This is a genomic window from Pseudomonas sp. WC1 (assembly GCF_050586565.1).
GTDB lineage: Bacteria > Pseudomonadota > Gammaproteobacteria > Pseudomonadales > Pseudomonadaceae > Aquipseudomonas.
In genome coordinates this window covers 21,583-37,607 of record NZ_JBOBDQ010000061.1, presented here as the reverse complement: position 1 = coordinate 37,607, position 16,025 = coordinate 21,583, and the positions used below count along the sequence as shown (strand labels likewise).

At 63.8% G+C, this 16,025-nt stretch carries 19 protein-coding genes; 9 read left to right on the top strand and 10 right to left on the bottom strand.

The annotated features are described in order from the left end of the window. Positions 1-102: 102 nt before the first annotated feature. The 4 genes from galU to ACQ4OD_RS22335 form a co-directional block, all read right to left on the bottom strand. Positions 103-942, bottom strand: a complete 840-nt coding sequence (galU, locus tag ACQ4OD_RS22350) for a UTP--glucose-1-phosphate uridylyltransferase GalU (RefSeq protein WP_023631140.1) — start codon at positions 940-942, stop codon at positions 103-105. A 232-nt stretch (positions 943-1,174) separates the two neighbouring features. Beyond that, positions 1,175-2,089 carry a c-type cytochrome gene (locus tag ACQ4OD_RS22345; protein WP_198755513.1) on the bottom strand — a complete coding sequence of 305 codons (915 nt, stop codon included), beginning with the start codon at positions 2,087-2,089 and terminating at the stop codon, positions 1,175-1,177. Then, positions 2,086-2,736, bottom strand: a complete 651-nt coding sequence (locus tag ACQ4OD_RS22340; protein WP_102682877.1) for a c-type cytochrome — start codon at positions 2,734-2,736, stop codon at positions 2,086-2,088. Before ACQ4OD_RS22340 ends, ACQ4OD_RS22345 begins: the two co-directional genes overlap by 4 nt. Positions 2,737-2,881: 145 nt before the next feature. Next, positions 2,882-3,241, bottom strand: a complete 360-nt coding sequence (locus ACQ4OD_RS22335) for a hypothetical protein (protein ID WP_023631137.1) — start codon at positions 3,239-3,241, stop codon at positions 2,882-2,884. 161 nt (positions 3,242-3,402) lie between these two features. On the opposite strand from ACQ4OD_RS22335, the gene ACQ4OD_RS22330 reads away from it, so the two are divergent. From ACQ4OD_RS22330 to ACQ4OD_RS22315, 4 genes are all read left to right on the top strand, one after another. Continuing rightward, a complete protein-coding gene (locus ACQ4OD_RS22330) occupies positions 3,403-3,705 on the top strand; it encodes a DUF1883 domain-containing protein (protein WP_046855131.1) in 303 nt (100 codons plus the stop codon). 7 nt (positions 3,706-3,712) lie between these two features. Further along, positions 3,713-3,883 (top strand): hypothetical protein, encoded by a 171-nt coding sequence (locus ACQ4OD_RS22325; protein ID WP_173862430.1) that lies wholly within the window; start codon positions 3,713-3,715, stop codon positions 3,881-3,883. Positions 3,884-3,918: 35 nt separating this feature from the next. Then, positions 3,919-4,992: an NAD(P)H-dependent flavin oxidoreductase gene (locus ACQ4OD_RS22320; protein ID WP_139670273.1), complete on the top strand. Its 1,074-nt coding sequence runs from the start codon at positions 3,919-3,921 to the stop codon at positions 4,990-4,992. Positions 4,993-5,083: 91 nt separating this feature from the next. Continuing rightward, positions 5,084-5,593 (top strand): cysteine hydrolase family protein, encoded by a 510-nt coding sequence (locus ACQ4OD_RS22315; protein ID WP_258701483.1) that lies wholly within the window; start codon positions 5,084-5,086, stop codon positions 5,591-5,593. Between the two features lie 83 nt (positions 5,594-5,676). On the opposite strand, the gene ACQ4OD_RS22310 is transcribed toward ACQ4OD_RS22315, so the two are convergent. The 4 genes from ACQ4OD_RS22310 to ACQ4OD_RS22295 form a co-directional block, all read right to left on the bottom strand. Continuing rightward, on the bottom strand, positions 5,677-5,814 hold the full coding sequence (locus ACQ4OD_RS22310) for a PA0050 family protein (RefSeq protein ID WP_102682880.1): 138 nt from the start codon (positions 5,812-5,814) through the stop codon (positions 5,677-5,679). Between the two features lie 49 nt (positions 5,815-5,863). Next, positions 5,864-6,007 carry a PA0050 family protein gene (locus ACQ4OD_RS22305; RefSeq protein ID WP_023630030.1) on the bottom strand — a complete coding sequence of 48 codons (144 nt, stop codon included), beginning with the start codon at positions 6,005-6,007 and terminating at the stop codon, positions 5,864-5,866. Between the two features lie 219 nt (positions 6,008-6,226). Next, positions 6,227-8,425, bottom strand: a complete 2,199-nt coding sequence (locus ACQ4OD_RS22300; protein ID WP_430944952.1) for an OsmC domain/YcaO domain-containing protein — start codon at positions 8,423-8,425, stop codon at positions 6,227-6,229. Between the two features lie 129 nt (positions 8,426-8,554). Continuing rightward, the gene (locus ACQ4OD_RS22295) at positions 8,555-8,899 is read right to left on the bottom strand and encodes a hypothetical protein (RefSeq protein ID WP_023630028.1); all 345 of its coding nucleotides are present in this window, start codon (positions 8,897-8,899) and stop codon (positions 8,555-8,557) included. A gap of 295 nt (positions 8,900-9,194) precedes the next feature. Here ACQ4OD_RS22295 and ACQ4OD_RS22290 point away from each other — a divergent pair, with 295 nt between their 5' ends. Further along, positions 9,195-9,875 carry a phytanoyl-CoA dioxygenase family protein gene (locus tag ACQ4OD_RS22290; protein ID WP_430944951.1) on the top strand — a complete coding sequence of 227 codons (681 nt, stop codon included), beginning with the start codon at positions 9,195-9,197 and terminating at the stop codon, positions 9,873-9,875. Here the strand turns inward: ACQ4OD_RS22290 and ACQ4OD_RS22285 are convergent. Next, positions 9,862-10,065, bottom strand: coding sequence for a DUF1289 domain-containing protein (locus ACQ4OD_RS22285; protein WP_023631435.1), 204 nt, complete (start codon positions 10,063-10,065; stop codon positions 9,862-9,864). The two genes, ACQ4OD_RS22290 and ACQ4OD_RS22285, sit on opposite strands and share 14 nt — an antisense overlap. 153 nt (positions 10,066-10,218) lie before the next feature. Between ACQ4OD_RS22285 and ACQ4OD_RS22280 the strand changes: the two genes are divergently transcribed. From ACQ4OD_RS22280 to nhaA, 4 genes are all read left to right on the top strand, one after another. Next, positions 10,219-10,671 carry a thiol-disulfide oxidoreductase DCC family protein gene (locus tag ACQ4OD_RS22280; RefSeq protein ID WP_430944950.1) on the top strand — a complete coding sequence of 151 codons (453 nt, stop codon included), beginning with the start codon at positions 10,219-10,221 and terminating at the stop codon, positions 10,669-10,671. Then, the gene (locus tag ACQ4OD_RS22275) at positions 10,668-11,051 is read left to right on the top strand and encodes a DoxX-like family protein (protein WP_102682885.1); all 384 of its coding nucleotides are present in this window, start codon (positions 10,668-10,670) and stop codon (positions 11,049-11,051) included. Before ACQ4OD_RS22280 ends, ACQ4OD_RS22275 begins: the two co-directional genes overlap by 4 nt. 55 nt (positions 11,052-11,106) lie before the next feature. Beyond that, the gene (locus ACQ4OD_RS22270) at positions 11,107-12,858 is read left to right on the top strand and encodes a S8/S53 family peptidase (protein WP_408981069.1); all 1,752 of its coding nucleotides are present in this window, start codon (positions 11,107-11,109) and stop codon (positions 12,856-12,858) included. 438 nt (positions 12,859-13,296) lie between these two features. Further along, a complete protein-coding gene (gene nhaA, locus ACQ4OD_RS22265) occupies positions 13,297-14,499 on the top strand; it encodes a Na+/H+ antiporter NhaA (protein WP_139670262.1) in 1,203 nt (400 codons plus the stop codon). A 32-nt stretch (positions 14,500-14,531) separates the two neighbouring features. Here nhaA and ACQ4OD_RS22260 read toward each other — a convergent pair whose 3' ends face one another. Then, positions 14,532-15,947: a PLP-dependent aminotransferase family protein gene (locus ACQ4OD_RS22260; protein WP_430944949.1), complete on the bottom strand. Its 1,416-nt coding sequence runs from the start codon at positions 15,945-15,947 to the stop codon at positions 14,532-14,534. Positions 15,948-16,025 lie beyond the last annotated feature (78 nt).

Sequence of the window (16,025 nt, the reverse complement as noted above, 5' to 3'; positions counted from 1 at the left end):
CTGTGGGAGCCGGCTTGCCGGCGATGGGCTGCAAAGCAGCCCCAGTGACGCTAACTAACAAGTATTACCCCGAGGGGTGGCTTCTGGACCTGCCGGGCGAACTCAGTACGCCTTGCCAGTCTTGTAGTAGTTCTCGAAGCAGAAGTTGGTCGCGTCGATGTAACCCTCGGCGCCACCGCAGTCGAAACGCTTGCCCTTGAACTTGTAGGCGATCACGCAGCCATCCTTGGCCTGTTGCAGCAGGGCGTCGGTGATCTGGATCTCGCCGCCCTTGCCAGGTTCGGTGTTGGCGATGATGTCGAAGATGTCCGGAGTCAGGATGTAGCGACCGATGATCGCCAGGTTCGACGGTGCGTCTTCCGGCTTCGGCTTCTCGACCATGTTGGTCACGCGGTAGATGTCGTCACGGATCATTTCGCCGGCGATCACACCGTACTTGTTGGTTTCCTGCGGGTCGACTTCCTGGATGGCAACGATCGAGCAGCGGTACTGCTTGAACAGCTTGACCATCTGGGTCAATACGCCGTCACCTTCCGGGTTGACGCACAGGTCGTCGGCCAGCACCACGGCGAACGGCTCGTCGCCGATCAGCGGGCGGCCGGTCAGGATCGCATGGCCCAGGCCTTTCATTTCGGTCTGGCGGGTGTAGGAGAACGAGCACTCGTCGAGCAGGCGACGGATGCCGACCAGATATTTCTCCTTGTCGGTGCCCTTGATCTGGTTTTCCAGCTCGTAGCTGATGTCGAAGTGGTCTTCCAGGGCGCGCTTGCCACGGCCGGTGACGATGGAGATCTCGCTGAGGCCAGCGTCCAGCGCTTCTTCAACGCCATACTGGATCAGTGGCTTGTTGACCACCGGCAGCATTTCCTTGGGCATGGCTTTGGTAGCGGGCAGGAAGCGGGTGCCGTAACCGGCTGCCGGGAACAAGCATTTCTTGATCATATACGTCCTTAACAAGGGCTTTGCGTACGAAATTCGGCGCAGTCTAATCAGGCGGCGGTCACCTTACAATGCCCCCCGCGCTGGCCGATGCCATCATAGAGATATTCCAGTGTAGATAGTTCCTGAAGGCCGTGAATTTTAAGCGCCTGGCGGCGTCATGGCGGGACGGGCCCGCGCCCACGATCATCCCTTGCCGGGCGTGGGAACGGGCTTGCCCCGCGAGGGTTTCAGCTCAACCGCCGATCCCCTGCCCGATCAACACGCCATCGACTTTCTGCCCATACAGGTTGACCCCGTCATTGGCATGGAACTTCAGCCGGGTCTTCTCGATCGAGCCTTCGACCAGGCGCGGATCCTGCGGCCGCTCATGGCGATTGATCCAGGCTGCCACGTCCCAGGCCTGCTGGTCACTGAGGCTGCCGGGCTTGCCCAACGGCATGTTGTACTTGATGAACGACGCCGCGGTGTTGATCCGGTGCATGCCGGCGCCCCAGTTGTACGAGTCCTTGCCCCACAGCGGCGGCATCACGTACTCCCCGGCCACCTTCTGCCCTTCGCCGTTGCCGCCGTGGCAGATCGCGCATTGTTCGTCATACACCTGCTTGCCGCGCTTGAAGTCGTAGCCATCCTTGGGCTTCGGCACTTCCGGATAGCCGCGACCGGCGATCTCCACCCCCGTCGGCGCCTGGGTCGACAACCAGTAGGCATACACACTCAGCGCGGTCATCTGCGGGCTGTCGGCCGCCGGCGGCTTGCCGTTCATGCTGAAGCTGAAACAGCCCTGGATGCGTTCGGCGAAGGTGTTGACCTTGTCGTTTTTCTTGCGGTAGGCGGGGTACATCGGATAGGCGCCCCAAAGCGGCGCGGAATGGAACAGGCGGCCCTGGTCGAGGTGGCAGTTGCTGCAGTTCAGGCCATTGCCGACGGCTTCGGGCATCAGCCTGCGGGTATCGACGAACAGCGCATGCCCTTCGCGGACCATCTTGCCGAAGGCGTTGTCCGGGATGGCGCTTTCCGCGGGCGGCACGAATTGCGGGGCGGCCTGCACGCCCGGCACCTTGAGCTGGGACTGGTCTTCCATGGCAATAGGGGCGGCCTGGGCAGTGCCCATGGCCAGCAGCAACAGGGTTGGCATAAGGATCTTCATGGCTTGACCTCCTGGCTTGCCGGCTGTGCGAAGTAGTCGGCAACTGCCTTGACCTCGGCATCGGTCATCGCTTTGGCGACATCCACCATCAGCTGGTTGGGGTCGTTGCTGCGGCTACCATCGCGCCAGGCGTTGAGCTGTGCCACCAGGTAGCTGGCCGGCTGCCCGGCCAACGGCGGGAAGTGCTCGCCGACACCGCTGCCACCCGGGCCATGGCACTGCACGCAACCGGGAATCTTGCGGCTCCAGTCGCCGTAGATGGCCAGGCGGGCCACCGGATCGGTGGTGATCTGCTGACGCCGCGTGTCAGGTGCGGCATCGGCCGGCAGCTTGGCCAAATAGGCGCTGATCGCTTCGATTTCGGTATCGTCCAGGGCCTTGGCCAGCGGCTCCATCACCGCCTGCTTGCGGCTGCCACTGCGAAAGTCCTGCAATTGCTTGCTCAGATAGCCGGCGGGCAGGCCGGCAAGGCGGGGAAAGCCGGCGGCGGCGATGCCTTTGCCGTCCGCGCCATGGCAGCCAAGGCAGGCCATGGCGGCGGGATTCTGCCCGCCCTGGTTGAAGATTTTCTGGCCGTCGGCAGCGTGCGCCGAGGGCCAGGCCAAGATCAGCAGGCTGCCGATCACGACATGGCTCAGGGGTTTCATCACGGAGGCTCCATTTCCTTGTTATAAGCTTAGGCTCAAACGATATAAGCCCAGAAATACTAGGCCTATTCCCCGGCCTGCGACAACGTGCCGCCGGGAAGGAAAATGGCAATACGCCAGCTAATTGCCGATTAACTGAGCTGGATCAAGAACCAGAGATGCATTGGGTGGCGGCCGTGCGCACATCGCCCAGGCGCAGCGGGAAGTTGTTCAACCGCTCGTAGACCTTGATCGCGCTGCCGCTGCCGCGCTTGTCGATATCGAGCAGCGCCGCCGGGCCCACGCCAGCCGTCAGCTTCTGCGGCACGGTCAGGCGCAGGTTTTCACCACGCACCTCCTCTTGCAACGGATCGCGCGTTTCAGCCAGCTTGCGCTTCACGCAGTCGGCGTATTCACGTGGCGTCTTGCCAGAGATCACGTCCAAGGTGGCGTGGGACTGCTCGAGTTCCGTCACGCTGACACAGCCTCCCAATGCCAGCACCGCTGCCGCTACTACCCATTTCATGCACACACTCTCCAACTTCAAAGTCATCCTCTGACCACGTCCAGGCGTTTTTGCTCCCACGTCTGGCGGAAATCTCCTTGGCTTGGTCAGCCCGGGCGCAAGTGTAACCTCACATCGTGATATCTTTCGCGTTTGCAGAAACAATCCTTGCGGAGCGCCCCATGAAATTCGTACACCAGCGCGAACACCTGAACGAGGACGACATCGTCGTCATCGAGTGTTCCCAGCGCTGCAACATCCGCCTGATGAACGACGCCAACTTCCGCAGTTTCAAGAATGGCGGCCGGCATACCTACCACGGCGGCCACTTCGAGAAATTCCCGGCGAAGATCACCGTACCCAGCACCGGTTTCTGGAACATCACCATCGACACCGTGACCACCCGCCCAATCTCCGTGACGCGCAAGCCAACCCTGACCCACAAGATCAAGATCATTCGTCGCTCGTCGTCGAAACTCGGATGAGACCAGCATGACCCAGACCATCAAGTACGTGATCAAGTACAAGCTCGACGGCGAACGCCGCTGGGATTTCGCCCTGATGACCGACGCTTCCATGGCGCAGGCGCAGGAAGCCCTGCGCAAGATCCATGGCGACGACGCCGACAAGATCAGCGACATCCAGGTCAGCAAGGCCCTGTAGCCACTCTGGATCCCACCGCACTCAAGGAGTCGCCCATGAGCACCTGGCCAGACCGCCGCATCCTCGACCTGCTGAACATCGAGCTGCCTATTCTCCAGGCGCCCATGGCCGGCGCCACCGGCTCAGCCATGGCCATTGCCGTCGGTCATGCCGGAGGCCTGGGCGCCCTGCCCTGCGCCATGCTCTCCAGCGAGCAGCTGCGTGGCGAGATCGAAGCCTTTCGCAGCGCCTGCCAGGGTCCGCTCAACCTGAACTTCTTCTGCCACCAACCGCCGGCGCCAGACCCCGAGCAAGACGCTCGCTGGAAACAGGCGCTAAAGCCCTTCTACGAGGAAGTCGGCGCGGACTTCGAGGCGCCGACGCCGGTGTCCAATCGCGCGCCCTTTGACGAACAAAGCTGCAAGCTGGTGGAGGAACTGCGCCCGGAAGTGGTCAGCTTCCACTTCGGCCTGCCAGCGCCGGCGCTGCTGGAGCGGGTCAAGGCGGCAGGTGCCAAGGTGCTGTCCAGCGCCACCACGGTGGAGGAAGCGATCTGGCTGGAACAGCATGGCTGCGACGCGATCATCGCCATGGGCTATGAAGCCGGCGGCCATCGCGGCATGTTCCTCAGCAGCGACATCACCAGCCAGATCGGCACCTTCGCCCTGGTGCCGCAGATCGTCGACGCGGTGAGCCTGCCGGTGATCGCGGCAGGCGGCGTGGCTGATCACCGCGGCCTGCTTGCCGCCCTGGCCCTGGGCGCCTCGGCGGTGCAGATCGGCACCGCCTACCTGTTCTGCCCCGAGGCCAAGGTCTCACCTGCGCACCGCCACGCCCTGGACAGCGCCTCCGCCAGCGATACCGCGCTGACCAACCTGTTCACCGGCCGCCCGGCCCGCGGCATCAACAACCGCCTCATGCGCGAGCTAGGCCCGATGAGCGCCCTGGCCCCACGCTTCCCGTTGGCCGGCGGCGCGCTCATGCCTCTGCGCGCGATCAGCGACCCGCAAGGCAACAGTGATTTCAGCAACCTGTGGGCCGGGCAGGCGTTACGCCTGGGAAGGCACCTGGGCGCAGAGAAACTGACCCGCGAAATTGCAGGTGAGGCCCTGAATCGGCTTGTCCGGTGAACGCGACACGTTCATAGAGAGCCCCTTGCCGCAAAAAACCGGCGTGCGGCGGTATACTCGCCAGCCTTCGAACCTCGCCCGGAAAGCCACCATGCAGCAAGTCCTGCTCATCGTCGATGTGCAATCCACCTTCAGCCCCTCCGAGAAACTGGTGGATGGCATCCGCGTGCTGTCGGCGCATATCCCCACCATCGCCTCGATCGAGCTGCACGACGAGCAGGTCACGCCTTTCCAGCGCCAGCTCGGTTGGCACCCGGCCAGCGAGGACGTGGCCCTGGTCGAGGCGGACAAGGTGTTCGTCAAGCATGGTTACGGCCAGACCGCCGAGACCCTCGACCACATCAAAAGCCTCGGCGTCGAGCGGGTGCTGGTCTGCGGGCTGCAGACCGAGACCTGCGTGCTGGCCGCAGGCTTCGCCCTGTTCGATGCGGGCCTTACCCCGACACTGGTCACCGACCTGACCATGGGCTCTTCGCTGGACCGCTCCGGGCAGTTGGGCATCGACCTGTGGAAGCACCATTTCGGCCACGTCACCACTGCCGCCGAAGTACTGGCCGGGCTGCACGATCATCGAGATGTTCCAAGCCCCTGGAACACGTAGTGATCGCTGCGCAACCAGCCCGGCCTGTTTCGCCCGTTATCCGTCGCGCAAGCTCGCGCCTGTCGTCTCAGACGGCCATGAGATCAAGGGCACTCGCAGGTAGAAGGCCCGAACACAGGCCCCGCGCAAGGGTCTTCGCCTGGGCCGAATACCGGGCACGACGCCTGGGCCGTCACGGAAAAGCCCCACAGCAGCAGTACAGCCAACATGACTTTCTTCATGGGTAAACTCCTGGTCAATGATTGATTCTTCCCTGCACCTTCGCGGTGATCAGCGCTCGCACACGCAGGTCGTCGGGCCCAGCACCGGGCCGGCACAAGGGTCCTCCCACGGCCCCAGCACCGCGCAATCGGCCTGCGCCGTCATCGAGCACATCCACAGCAGTATCGCGCCTGCCAGCATTTTCCTGTTCATCCAACCCTCCTTGGGTCTATCCCTGACAATCCTTCCCCGACGGGCGACAACCGCTCGCCGGGCCCGCAACAGCTAAGACCAACCCTGTTCAGTGCGCAACTGTGGTGCATCGTCGCAGCTGGAGGTCGGTAAAGCGCAAAGGATTAAACGCGAACCGTGCAGGACGCTGACCGAAAAAGAAAGGGCCGCTTTACGCGGCCCTTGACATTCAAGACGTGATCAGTGGTACAACCCAGCCGCCCTCGCCCGTGCGGCATGCAGCTTCTTGTAGCTCTCGACCAGGCGCAGGTGGCGGTCCAGCCCCTCGAGCTTCATGCTGGTCGGGGTCAAACCATGGAAACGCACGCTGCCATCCACCGAGCCCAGCACCGCGTCCATCCGCTCGTTGCCAAACATGCGACGGAAGTTGGCCTCGTAGTCGGCCATCTCCAGCTCATCGTCCAGCACCACCTCCAGCACCACGTTCAGCGCCTGGTAGAACAGCCCGCGCTCGACGGTATTGTCGTTGAACTGCAGGAACATCTCGACCAGTTCCTTGGCGTCCTCGAAGCGCTGCAGCACCAGGTGAATCAGCAGTTTCAGCTCGAGGATGGTCAGCTGGCCCCACACCGTGTTGTCGTCGAACTCGACACCGATCAGCGTGGTGATGGTGGTGTAGTCGTCCACCTCGGCATTGTCCAGACGCTTGAGCAGCAGCTTCAGCGAACGGTTGTCCAGCTTGTGCAGGTTGAGGATGTCGGCACGGAAACCCAGCGCCCGGTTGGTGTTGTCCCAGATCAGGTCCTCGACCGGGTAGATCTCCGAATAGCCCGGCACCAGGATGCGGCAGGCGGTGGCGCCGAGGTCGTCGTACACGGCCATGTACACCTCCTTGCCCAGGTCCTCGAGGATGCCGAACAGCGTCTGCGCCTCCTGCTGGTTGGAGTCCTCGCCGTGGCCCGAGAAGTCCCACTCGACGAACTCGAAGTCGGCCTTGGCGCTGAAGAAGCGCCACGACACCACGCCGCTGGAGTCGATGAAGTGCTCGACGAAGTTGTTCGGCTCGGTCAGCGCAAGGCTGTCGAAGGTCGGCTGCGGCAGATCGTTCAGGCCCTCGAAGCTGCGGCCCTGAAGCAGTTCGGTGAGGCTGCGTTCCAGCGCCACCTCGAAGCTGGGGTGGGCACCGAACGAAGCGAACACGCCGCCGGTGCGCGGGTTCATCAGGGTCACGCACATCACCGGGAACTCACCGCCCAGCGACGCGTCCTTGACCAGCACCGGGAAGCCCTGCTCCTCCAGCCCCTGGATGCCGGCGACGATGCCCGGGTACTTGGCCAGTACCTCCTGCGGCACGTCCGGCAGGCACAGCTCGCCTTCGAGGATCTCGCGCTTGACTGCCCGCTCGAAGATCTCCGACAGGCACTGCACCTGCGCCTCGGCCAGGGTGTTGCCGGCGCTCATGCCATTGCTCAGGTACAGGTTCTCGATCAGGTTGGACGGGAAGTACACCATCTCGCCGTCCGACTGGCGCACGAACGGCAGCGAGCAGATACCGCGCTCCTTGTTGCCCGAATTGGTGTCGTACAGGTGCGAGCCGCGCAGCTCGCCGTCGGGGTTGAAGATCTCAAGGCAGTAATCATCGAGGATCTCGGCCGGCAGCGCGTCCTTGGGCCCAGGCTTGAACCACTGCTCGTTGGGGTAGTGCACGAACGCGGCGTTGGCGATGTCCTCGCCCCAGAACTGGTCGTTGTAGAAGAAGTTGCAGTTCAAGCGCTCGATGAACTCACCCAGCGCCGAGGCCAGCGCCGCTTCCTTGGTCGCGCCCTTGCCGTTGGTAAAGCACATCGGCGACTGCGCGTCGCGTACGTGCAGCGACCAGACGTTGGGCACGATGTTGCGCCACGAGGCAATCTCGATCTTCATCCCCAGCTCCGCCAGCAGGGCAGACATGTTGGCGATGGTCTGCTCCAGCGGCAGGTCCTTGCCGGGGATGTAGGTGGTGGTGTCCGACACCGGCATCAGCAATGCCTGGGCGTCGGCGTCGAGGTTGTCGACCTCCTCGATGATGAACTCGGGGCCGGTCTGCACCACTTTCTTCACGGTGCAGCGGTCGATGGAGCGCAGGATGCCCTGGCGGTCCTTCTCGGAGATGTCCTCGGGCAGCTCGACCTGGATCTTGAAGATCTGGTTGTAGCGGTTCTCGGGGTCGACGATGTTGTTCTGCGACAGGCGGATATTCTCGGTCGGAATGTCGCGAGTCTGGCAGTACAGCTTGACGAAGTACGCCGCGCACAGGGCCGACGAGGCCAGGAAGTAGTCGAACGGCCCCGGGGCCGAGCCGTCGCCTTTGTAGCGGATCGGCTGGTCGGCGATCACCGTGAAGTCGTCGAACTTGGCTTCGAGACGGAGGTTGTCGAGAAAATTGACCTTGATTTCCATGCGAGGGGGTACCAGGAAGCGGGGCGGAAAATGGCGGGTATTATCCGGGATTCGCCGGTGAATGTCTTGGCATACCGCCGGACGAGCCGCAATGGGTCGCGCGGACCTCTTTCATGGCTTCGCCAGCCCCTACTCCGCCCGAAAGCTCCACACGATCTCGACCACCCGCGAAGCCAGCACCAGGTAAAGCAAACACAGGATCACCTGCAGCGCCGTGTGATAAGGCAGCTTGGCCAGCCGGTGCAAGGTATCGCTGACGTTCAGCAGCAACAACAGTGCCGATACCAGGATCAGCCCCCAGCCGGTAAAACTCGACACCCACAAGCCCAGCAGGATCTGCTGGTCACCGTGAATCGCCTCGGTGCCTGCGGCGAACAGCAGCGCGCACACCAGCAGGTTCTTCAAGTTGTCGAATACCTTGGCGCTGAGGTCGGCGTCGAGCAGTGCCAGGTACTTTTGCCAGAGTCTGCGCATGGGCCTCTCCCACGGATACAGGTGATGTACGCAAGTCTAGGCTCTGTACGAAATGTATCTGCACTCGCCCATACTGCGTTGAAACGGGGCTCGGAATGCTCATGTACTCCAGTACAGTCGGGCGCGACCCCGGCCGTTCCTCCCCCCGTTTCGCCTTGTCTGGCCTTCGCGCAGACACATTTCGTACAGACCCTAGAAGTGATTGGCCAAGTGCACGCTACCGTGGCGCTCGCAAAAGCCGACCAGGCTCACTACCCTTGGCCAACACACGACTGACAGGGATAGCGGGAGTGCCATGCCCCATCACCAACAGCTCCACCAGGCGGGCTATGCCCTGCTCCGCCAAGCGATCCCGGCACAATGGCTGGACGAGCTGCGTCGGGTGTTCGAGGCCGGGGTGAAACCCTCGGAGGACTGGCCGGTGCCCCGCGCCGAGGACTGGCGTCATGCGCACCTGGATGGCGCAGCAGCGGTGCAGGCCGTTTGCCGCTTGCCGCACGTGCTGGCAGCGGTTGGCGCGTTGATCGGCGAACGGTTCTTCCTCTACCAGGTCGAGGGGCGCGCCCCCGTTGCCGGGGGTGGCCATCAGCGGCTGCACCGTGACCTGTCGGCGCAGCGCCCGGGCGACACGGTGGGGGTGATGGTCTACCTGGATGATTACGGCCCGGACAACGGTGCCACCCGTATCGTCCCCGGCAGCCATCGACCTGCCCCGCACGCGCCATCTTTCGACTTCAGTGATGAATCACGCAGCGTCCAGCTTGCCGGGCGAGCAGGCGACGCCCTGGTGTTCGATGTGGACCTGGTACATGCTGGCAGCCTGAACGTCAGCGGTGCACCGCGTCGCGCGCTGCTGATCGGTTATGCCGCCGACCCGCTGTATGCCGTATTTGAGGAAACCGCGCATCTGCGTGGCGTCCAAATGGACACGCACGAACGCTTCGAACCCTCGGACTACCCGTTCACGACGCCATGACCTGGCGCTTGGCGTTCTTCTTGACGATAGCCTTCATCCGCGCCGCCGCGCGCTGCACGGTCGCCATCTTCTCCGGGCGCTTCATGCCGCGCCATTTGCGGATCTCGTCCCGGGTCCGGCCACAGCTGACGCACAGCTCGCTGTTGAGCTGGCAAAGCGAGATGCACGGATTGTCGATGTCTTTGGCCATGGGGTACTCCGCTGACGGGCGCGTATCATACCGGCTTCGGCCTGCGTGATGTAGGCCAGGGCCTTTGCAGGTGATCCACCCACCGCGCGTGTATGTCCCTTCTCCTACCTGTCCGCTATACAATACCGCCCACCGCCTGAACGGAATCAAGCCATGCCCGCTGCACTGAAACGCCCTACCCCTGCGCCACTGCTTGCGCCAGGGGAAACCGTCCTGCTGTTCGACGGCGTATGCAAGCTGTGCAACGGCTGGGCGAAAATCGTGATCCGCCATGATCGCCATCAACACATACGCCTGGCCACGGTGCAGTCAGCGCAAGGCCAGGCGTTGCTCGCCTGGGCGGGCCTGCCGATAACGGCGTTCGACACCATGGCGGTGATCCGTGACCAGCACTGCTGGGTGCGCTCCGCGGCGTTTTTCGAAATCGTCCGGCAGCTGCCCGGCGCCTGGCCGCTGTTGCGGGTACTGCGCATCTGCCCGCAGGGACTACGGGACTGGCTGTACGATCGCGTGGCACTCAATCGCTATCGCCTGTTCGGCAAGCATGACCAATGCCTGCTGCCGAGCCCAGACCACCAGCGACGCTTTCTCCAGGGCCAGCCATGAACCGCCTGTGCCAGGTGCACTGGCTGGCGCGCGCCAGCCTGGCGTTCATCTTCGCCTACCACGGGCTGGTGCCCAAGCTGTTGCTCCTCAGCCCCGGTGAGCAACTGCTGCTGCAGGCGCACGGACTCGGGCATGCAGCCTGGTTGTCACAAGTTGCCGGCATAGCCGAACTGGTGCTCGCCGCACTGCTGTTGATGCCGAGCCTGGCCTGGCCGTTGCTGGTCGCCGCGGGCGTGCTGCTTGGGCTGCTGGTGGATGTGGCGGTGATGCAACCGTCGATGCTGGTGGATGCCTTCAACCCGGTCTCGCTGAACGTGGCGGGCATGACACTGTGCGCCGTGGCGTGGACCTCAAGGCAGGGCCATACCCCTGACCGCTGAACGAAGCGCCCTGCGCAGCAGTCGGAACTGGAGGCCCTCAACAAGGAAACCACCCATGGCCGCAGCGCTCGCCGCCTTCACCACCCTGTTCATGCTGCTCGCAGGCGCGATGGCACAGGCGTCGGAAGGCTTGCGTATCGAAAGCCTGAAACGTTGCGGTGACCTGCTGGACACCCGGCGCCAGGACTGGTGCCTGACCGTCCACGGGCTGAGCCCCCAGCCGCCGACACTGAAACTCGGCAACAAGGCGATCCCCTCCAGCGCGGTGGCGCGCGAAGGCGACCGGCTACGCCTGCGGCTGGACAGCAGCGAGCGGCAAAGCGGTCCGCTCTGGCTTGAATATGGCACGCGCACCAGCAACGCCGTATGGCTGACACTGCGCAACAGTCACGTACTGGCCGCAGGGCCAGACGAGGTGGCCAGGAACATGGACGGTCTGACCACGTATGTGAACCTGGTGAGCCTGTTGATCGAGGAGCACCATGATGGTCGTCAGGAGGCCGAACGCCTGGCAGGCAAATACGGGGCCAGCGTCGTCGGCAGCATTGCGCCGCTGAACCTCTATCAGTTGCGCCTGCCGGCACGCAATCTGGAGCAACGCGATGCCTTGGTGTTGCGCCTGGGCAGCGAGGCCAGCGTGGATGCGGTGGTGATCGAAGAGTCGGCGCCGGAACAGGCCGAACACGAACGCACGCACGCCCCGCCCGGGGACTCTGACGAGTGGGCGGCGAACCGCTTCCTCGACGCGGTCGATTTCTACCGCCGACGCCTGCCTGGGCAGCAGACTGTCCTCCAGCCACAGCCGTTGCGCATTGGGCTGATCGAGCGCGATGTCGACTTCGACAGCCCGGACTTTGTCGATTACCTCGGTGCCTGCGCCATTCCCCGCACATGCCTGTATGCCCGCGATGCCGAACAACCTGACTCTCATGGCAGCACGGTCGCCGGCATTCTTGCCGCCGGCTGGGACAATGGCGGCAACACCGGTTTCCTGCGCGGCCTGGAACCGGCCAGCGGCGGTTTCGAGGTCATCGTCGAGCGCAACTCCGATGCGGGTATCACCGCCAATATCGCGGCCTCGGTCAACCTCGTCGAGGACGGCGTGCGCGTGCTCAACTGGAGCTGGGGCATCCACCGTGTCGGTACTCGAAACGCCGAGGGTGACGAAGTCGACTCCCTGTTGCGCTCAGGCCTTGCCATGGGCGGCTATGAGGAACTGCTGGAAGAATTCTTCCTCTGGCTGCGCAAGTCGCACCCCGATGTGCTGGTGGTGAACTCCGCCGGCAATGGCTCGACCTTTGCCGGCACCGACGAATACCGCCTGCCCTCCTCGTTCATCACCGAGCAGTTGCTGGTGGTCGGCGGCCACCAGCGCGCCGAGGGTGTCGAGCGCGACGTGGACGACCCGGCCTTTGCCGTCAGGCGCAGCAGCTCGAACATGGACATGCGTGTGGACATCACCGCAGCCGCCTGCACCCACGCCTCGACCCTCGAAGCAGGGCAACCCGGCGCAGTGCATTGCGGTACCTCCTATGCCACGCCGATGGTCACGGGCCTGGTGGCGGCGATGTTGTCGATCAACCCGAACCTGCAGCCCGAACAGGTGCGCATGCTGTTGCGCCGCAGTGCCATGAGCATCGGTGACCAGCACGACTTCGAACGGATGGATGCCGAGGACCTCACCGCGCCCATCCTGCCGTCGGAGCGCAACTATCAGCTCGGTGACAAGGATGTCGGGCGGTCGGCGCGGCTGGACATGCGAAAGGCCCTCGACCTCGCGCTGAAAAGCCGTGAGCGGGTGCGCTGACAGGATTTCGATGGGCAGGTGCACAAGCATCATCAAGATAGCGGTGGTTCAAGCAGCATTGCCATCGGGTGATGGCCGATACCGCAGTGCCGTACCGTGACCTGGCAACATTTGGACGCAAAATGTTGAAGCACATCTTCGCCCGCATCGCTAGAATGGCCGCCTGGCGTGTGCTGCGTGCGCCCGGGAGCCTTCCCGAATACGGAGAACATTCATTTGTTTTCCGTGAGATCCGTCTATGTTGCACGCATGCCCCCATTCCCCATGGCCCTTCCTGCCCCGTGTCTTCACGGCGTGGGTTGCTGCGCCGCATTCCCTATCCTTCTTCTCGCCCTTCGCCGCAGTGGCCCGTACAGTCCGGAGCCAGCGTCTCGCCGTGCCCGTTGCCCGCCGCGCCACTGCCATTGCGAGGGTGATGCCATGAACGAGGACCGTTACATGACTGCATCCCTTCCAACCGTCAAGCCGCGCTCGATGCTGCGTCACCTGCTGGCCACCGAAGCGGCCGGCGGCGTATTGCTGATGTTCACCGCCGCGCTGGCCATCGTCATCGCCAACAGCCCCTGGGCCAGTGCCTACCAGCACCTGCTGCACCTGCCCGTCGGCCCGGTACTGACCGACAAACTCGGCCCGATGACCGTGCACATGTGGATCAACGATGGTTTGATGGCGATCTTCTTCCTGCTGGTGGGCCTGGAGATCAAGCGCGAGCTGGTCGACGGCCGCCTTGCCAGCTGGGAACAGCGCCGCCTGCCGGCACTGCCGGCACTGATGGGCATGGCCGTGCCGGCGCTCATCTACCTCGCGGTGGCTGGCGGTGAACCCGGGCTGTCCAACGGCTGGGCGATCCCCGCCGCCACCGACATTGCCTTCGCGGTCGGCGCCCTGGCCCTGCTCGGGCGGCATGCGCCGCTGTCGCTCAAGGTGATGCTGGTGTCGGTGGCGATCATCGACGACATGGGGGCAGTGGCGATCATCGCGGTGTTCTACACCTCGTCGCTGAACCTGCTGGCACTGGCCGCTGCCGCCGGCATCATCGCCATCCTGCTGGCCTGCAACCGCCTGCGCGTGGTCAGCCTGTGGCCCTACCTGATCGGCGTGGCCGCGCTGTGGTACGTGACCCTGCTGTCGGGCGTGCACGCCACCATCGCCGGCGTGGTCGGTGCCCTGCTGATCCCCTACAGCACAGGTAACAGCGAGGCCCGCGAGGCCAGCCCGCTGCTCAGGCTGGAGCATGGCCTGGCGCCGTGGGTCGGTTTCCTCATCGTGCCTGCTTTCGGCTTTGCCAACGCCGGCGTCTCGTTCGGCGACCTGGGCCTTGGCGACATCTTTGCCCCGCTGCCGCTGGCCATTGCCCTGGGCCTGCTGCTGGGCAAGCAGCTCGGCGTGTTCGGTGGTGTACTGCTGGCGGTCAAGACCGGCCTGGCCAGCAAACCCCAAGGCGCCAGCTGGCTGCAGATCTACGGCGTGGCGATGCTCTGTGGTATCGGCTTCACCATGAGCCTGTTCATCGGCGAACTGGCCTTCCCGGGCCAGGCCGAGAAGATCGATGCTGCCAAGATCGGCATCTTGTTGGGCTCGCTGCTATCGGCAGTGATTGCCTGCCTGATCCTGCGATTTGCGCCTAAGCAAGCCGATTGAAGTAACCCCGGGGCCCGCGCCTGCTCGACAGCTCAGTGGCTGTCGAGCAGGCGCAGAAAGGTGTCGCGGACCTTCACATTGTCACTGTGAGCGACATTGAAACGCATGAACGCCCGGGCATCGGCCTGGGCGCTCAGCAAGGTGCCGGGTGACAGCACCAGACCATGCTGCAAGCCATTCATGGCAATGGCCTCGCCATCGACACCGGCGGGTAGCCGGGCCCACAGGAACAGCCCCTCCCCTTGGCACGACGCCACCTCGCACCCTGCCTCGCGCAACCAGCCAACCACCCACCCGCTGGCCTCATGCAGCCGGTCGACGACCCTGCGCGTATGCCGCTCATAGCTCCCTTCGGTCAGCAGGCGATGAATCACCTGCTCGGTCAGCTCGGACGTCACGCCGCCGCACTTCATCTTGAGCAGCGTCAGTTGCCCCGCCAATTCGGCGCCCACGGCCAGGTAACTGACGCGGCAATTGGCGGTGAGGGTCTTCGAGTAGCCGCAGACATAGCTGACGTTGTCCAGCCCACCCACCCCCGCCAGCCGGGGCGTTCGTTTATGCTGGATATCGCAGTACAGATCATCTTCGATGACGTGCACGCCATAGCGCTGGCATAGCTCCAGCAGGCGGTGGACCTGTGCTGCCGAAAAGGAATGCCCCGTTGGATTGTGCAAGGCACTGTTGGTCAGGTAGACCCGCGGGCGATGGGCAATCAGCAGTTGCTCGAAGGCCACGAAATCGATGCCCTCCACCGATCGCGCCACGCAAACTGGGTGGGCATCGTGGTAAGGCAGGTTGGCGCGGAAGTTGAAATAGCACGGGTCGTCGACCAAAACGCTGTCCCCGCTGCGCAGGATCAGGCGCAACAGCATGTCAACGCCTTGCATGGTGTTGGCAGTGGTGACGATCTGCTCGACCGGGACATCGATGCCCATGGTACCGAGCTTGAGGCGCAACCATTGACGCAGTGGCAGGTAGCCTGCCACCGAGCCGTACTCTCCCATGCGCAACTCGCTGGCCCGCAGGCACCCGCGCATGGCCTTGAGCAGGGTATCCACGGGCATCCATGAGGGCGGCAGGAAGCCGCAGCCGGGACGCAGCATGCCGTTGTCCGTCAGCAGTGCGTGACGGAGCACGCTCACCGGGTCCTGGGGCAGCAGATTCCGCACAGCCTCCGTGCCCATGGCCTGGGCATCGCGTGCCACATAGTGACCAGCGCCCTGGCGCGATACCACCAGCCCGCTGGCGCGCAGTCGGTCCAGGGCCTCGACCACCGTGGACTTGCTCACGCCCAACAGCTCGGTCAACTCACGAATGGGCGGCAACCGCCCCCCTGGAGCCAAAGCCCCATTGCCGATGGCTTCGGTAAAACCCTCGGCAATCTGCTGCACCAGCGGTTGCCCCGACTGGAGTTTGATCGCGGCGATCACGGCGCGCTGTTGCTGCATTGTACTGGTCGTCCCGGCAGTAAAGTTCAGAGGTTTCCATCCGAAGTTGCCCTGCCCCTGCGGCCAGCGCCCATCTAC

Excerpts from the sequence above, each read along its gene's own strand:
- ACQ4OD_RS22270 (WP_408981069.1), top strand. The coding sequence starts at position 11,107 with ATGGCCGCAGCGCTCGCCGCCTTCACCACCCTGTTCATGCTGCTCGCA.
- galU (WP_023631140.1), bottom strand. The coding sequence starts at position 942 with ATGATCAAGAAATGCTTGTTCCCGGCAGCCGGTTACGGCACCCGCTTC.
- ACQ4OD_RS22335 (WP_023631137.1), bottom strand. The coding sequence starts at position 3,241 with ATGAAATGGGTAGTAGCGGCAGCGGTGCTGGCATTGGGAGGCTGTGTC.
- ACQ4OD_RS22275 (WP_102682885.1), top strand. The coding sequence starts at position 10,668 with ATGAACCGCCTGTGCCAGGTGCACTGGCTGGCGCGCGCCAGCCTGGCG.
- ACQ4OD_RS22330 (WP_046855131.1), top strand. The coding sequence starts at position 3,403 with ATGAAATTCGTACACCAGCGCGAACACCTGAACGAGGACGACATCGTC.
- ACQ4OD_RS22295 (WP_023630028.1), bottom strand. The coding sequence starts at position 8,899 with ATGCGCAGACTCTGGCAAAAGTACCTGGCACTGCTCGACGCCGACCTC.
- ACQ4OD_RS22300 (WP_430944952.1), bottom strand. The coding sequence starts at position 8,425 with ATGGAAATCAAGGTCAATTTTCTCGACAACCTCCGTCTCGAAGCCAAG.
- ACQ4OD_RS22310 (WP_102682880.1), bottom strand. The coding sequence starts at position 5,814 with ATGAAGAAAGTCATGTTGGCTGTACTGCTGCTGTGGGGCTTTTCCGTG.
- ACQ4OD_RS22345 (WP_198755513.1), bottom strand. The coding sequence starts at position 2,089 with ATGAAGATCCTTATGCCAACCCTGTTGCTGCTGGCCATGGGCACTGCC.
- ACQ4OD_RS22340 (WP_102682877.1), bottom strand. The coding sequence starts at position 2,736 with ATGAAACCCCTGAGCCATGTCGTGATCGGCAGCCTGCTGATCTTGGCC.
- ACQ4OD_RS22285 (WP_023631435.1), bottom strand. The coding sequence starts at position 10,065 with ATGGCCAAAGACATCGACAATCCGTGCATCTCGCTTTGCCAGCTCAAC.
- ACQ4OD_RS22290 (WP_430944951.1), top strand. The coding sequence starts at position 9,195 with ATGCCCCATCACCAACAGCTCCACCAGGCGGGCTATGCCCTGCTCCGC.
- ACQ4OD_RS22280 (WP_430944950.1), top strand. The coding sequence starts at position 10,219 with ATGCCCGCTGCACTGAAACGCCCTACCCCTGCGCCACTGCTTGCGCCA.
- ACQ4OD_RS22305 (WP_023630030.1), bottom strand. The coding sequence starts at position 6,007 with ATGAACAGGAAAATGCTGGCAGGCGCGATACTGCTGTGGATGTGCTCG.
- nhaA (WP_139670262.1), top strand. The coding sequence starts at position 13,297 with ATGACTGCATCCCTTCCAACCGTCAAGCCGCGCTCGATGCTGCGTCAC.
- ACQ4OD_RS22320 (WP_139670273.1), top strand. The coding sequence starts at position 3,919 with ATGAGCACCTGGCCAGACCGCCGCATCCTCGACCTGCTGAACATCGAG.
- ACQ4OD_RS22325 (WP_173862430.1), top strand. The coding sequence starts at position 3,713 with ATGACCCAGACCATCAAGTACGTGATCAAGTACAAGCTCGACGGCGAA.
- ACQ4OD_RS22315 (WP_258701483.1), top strand. The coding sequence starts at position 5,084 with ATGCAGCAAGTCCTGCTCATCGTCGATGTGCAATCCACCTTCAGCCCC.
- ACQ4OD_RS22260 (WP_430944949.1), bottom strand. The coding sequence starts at position 15,947 with ATGCAGCAACAGCGCGCCGTGATCGCCGCGATCAAACTCCAGTCGGGG.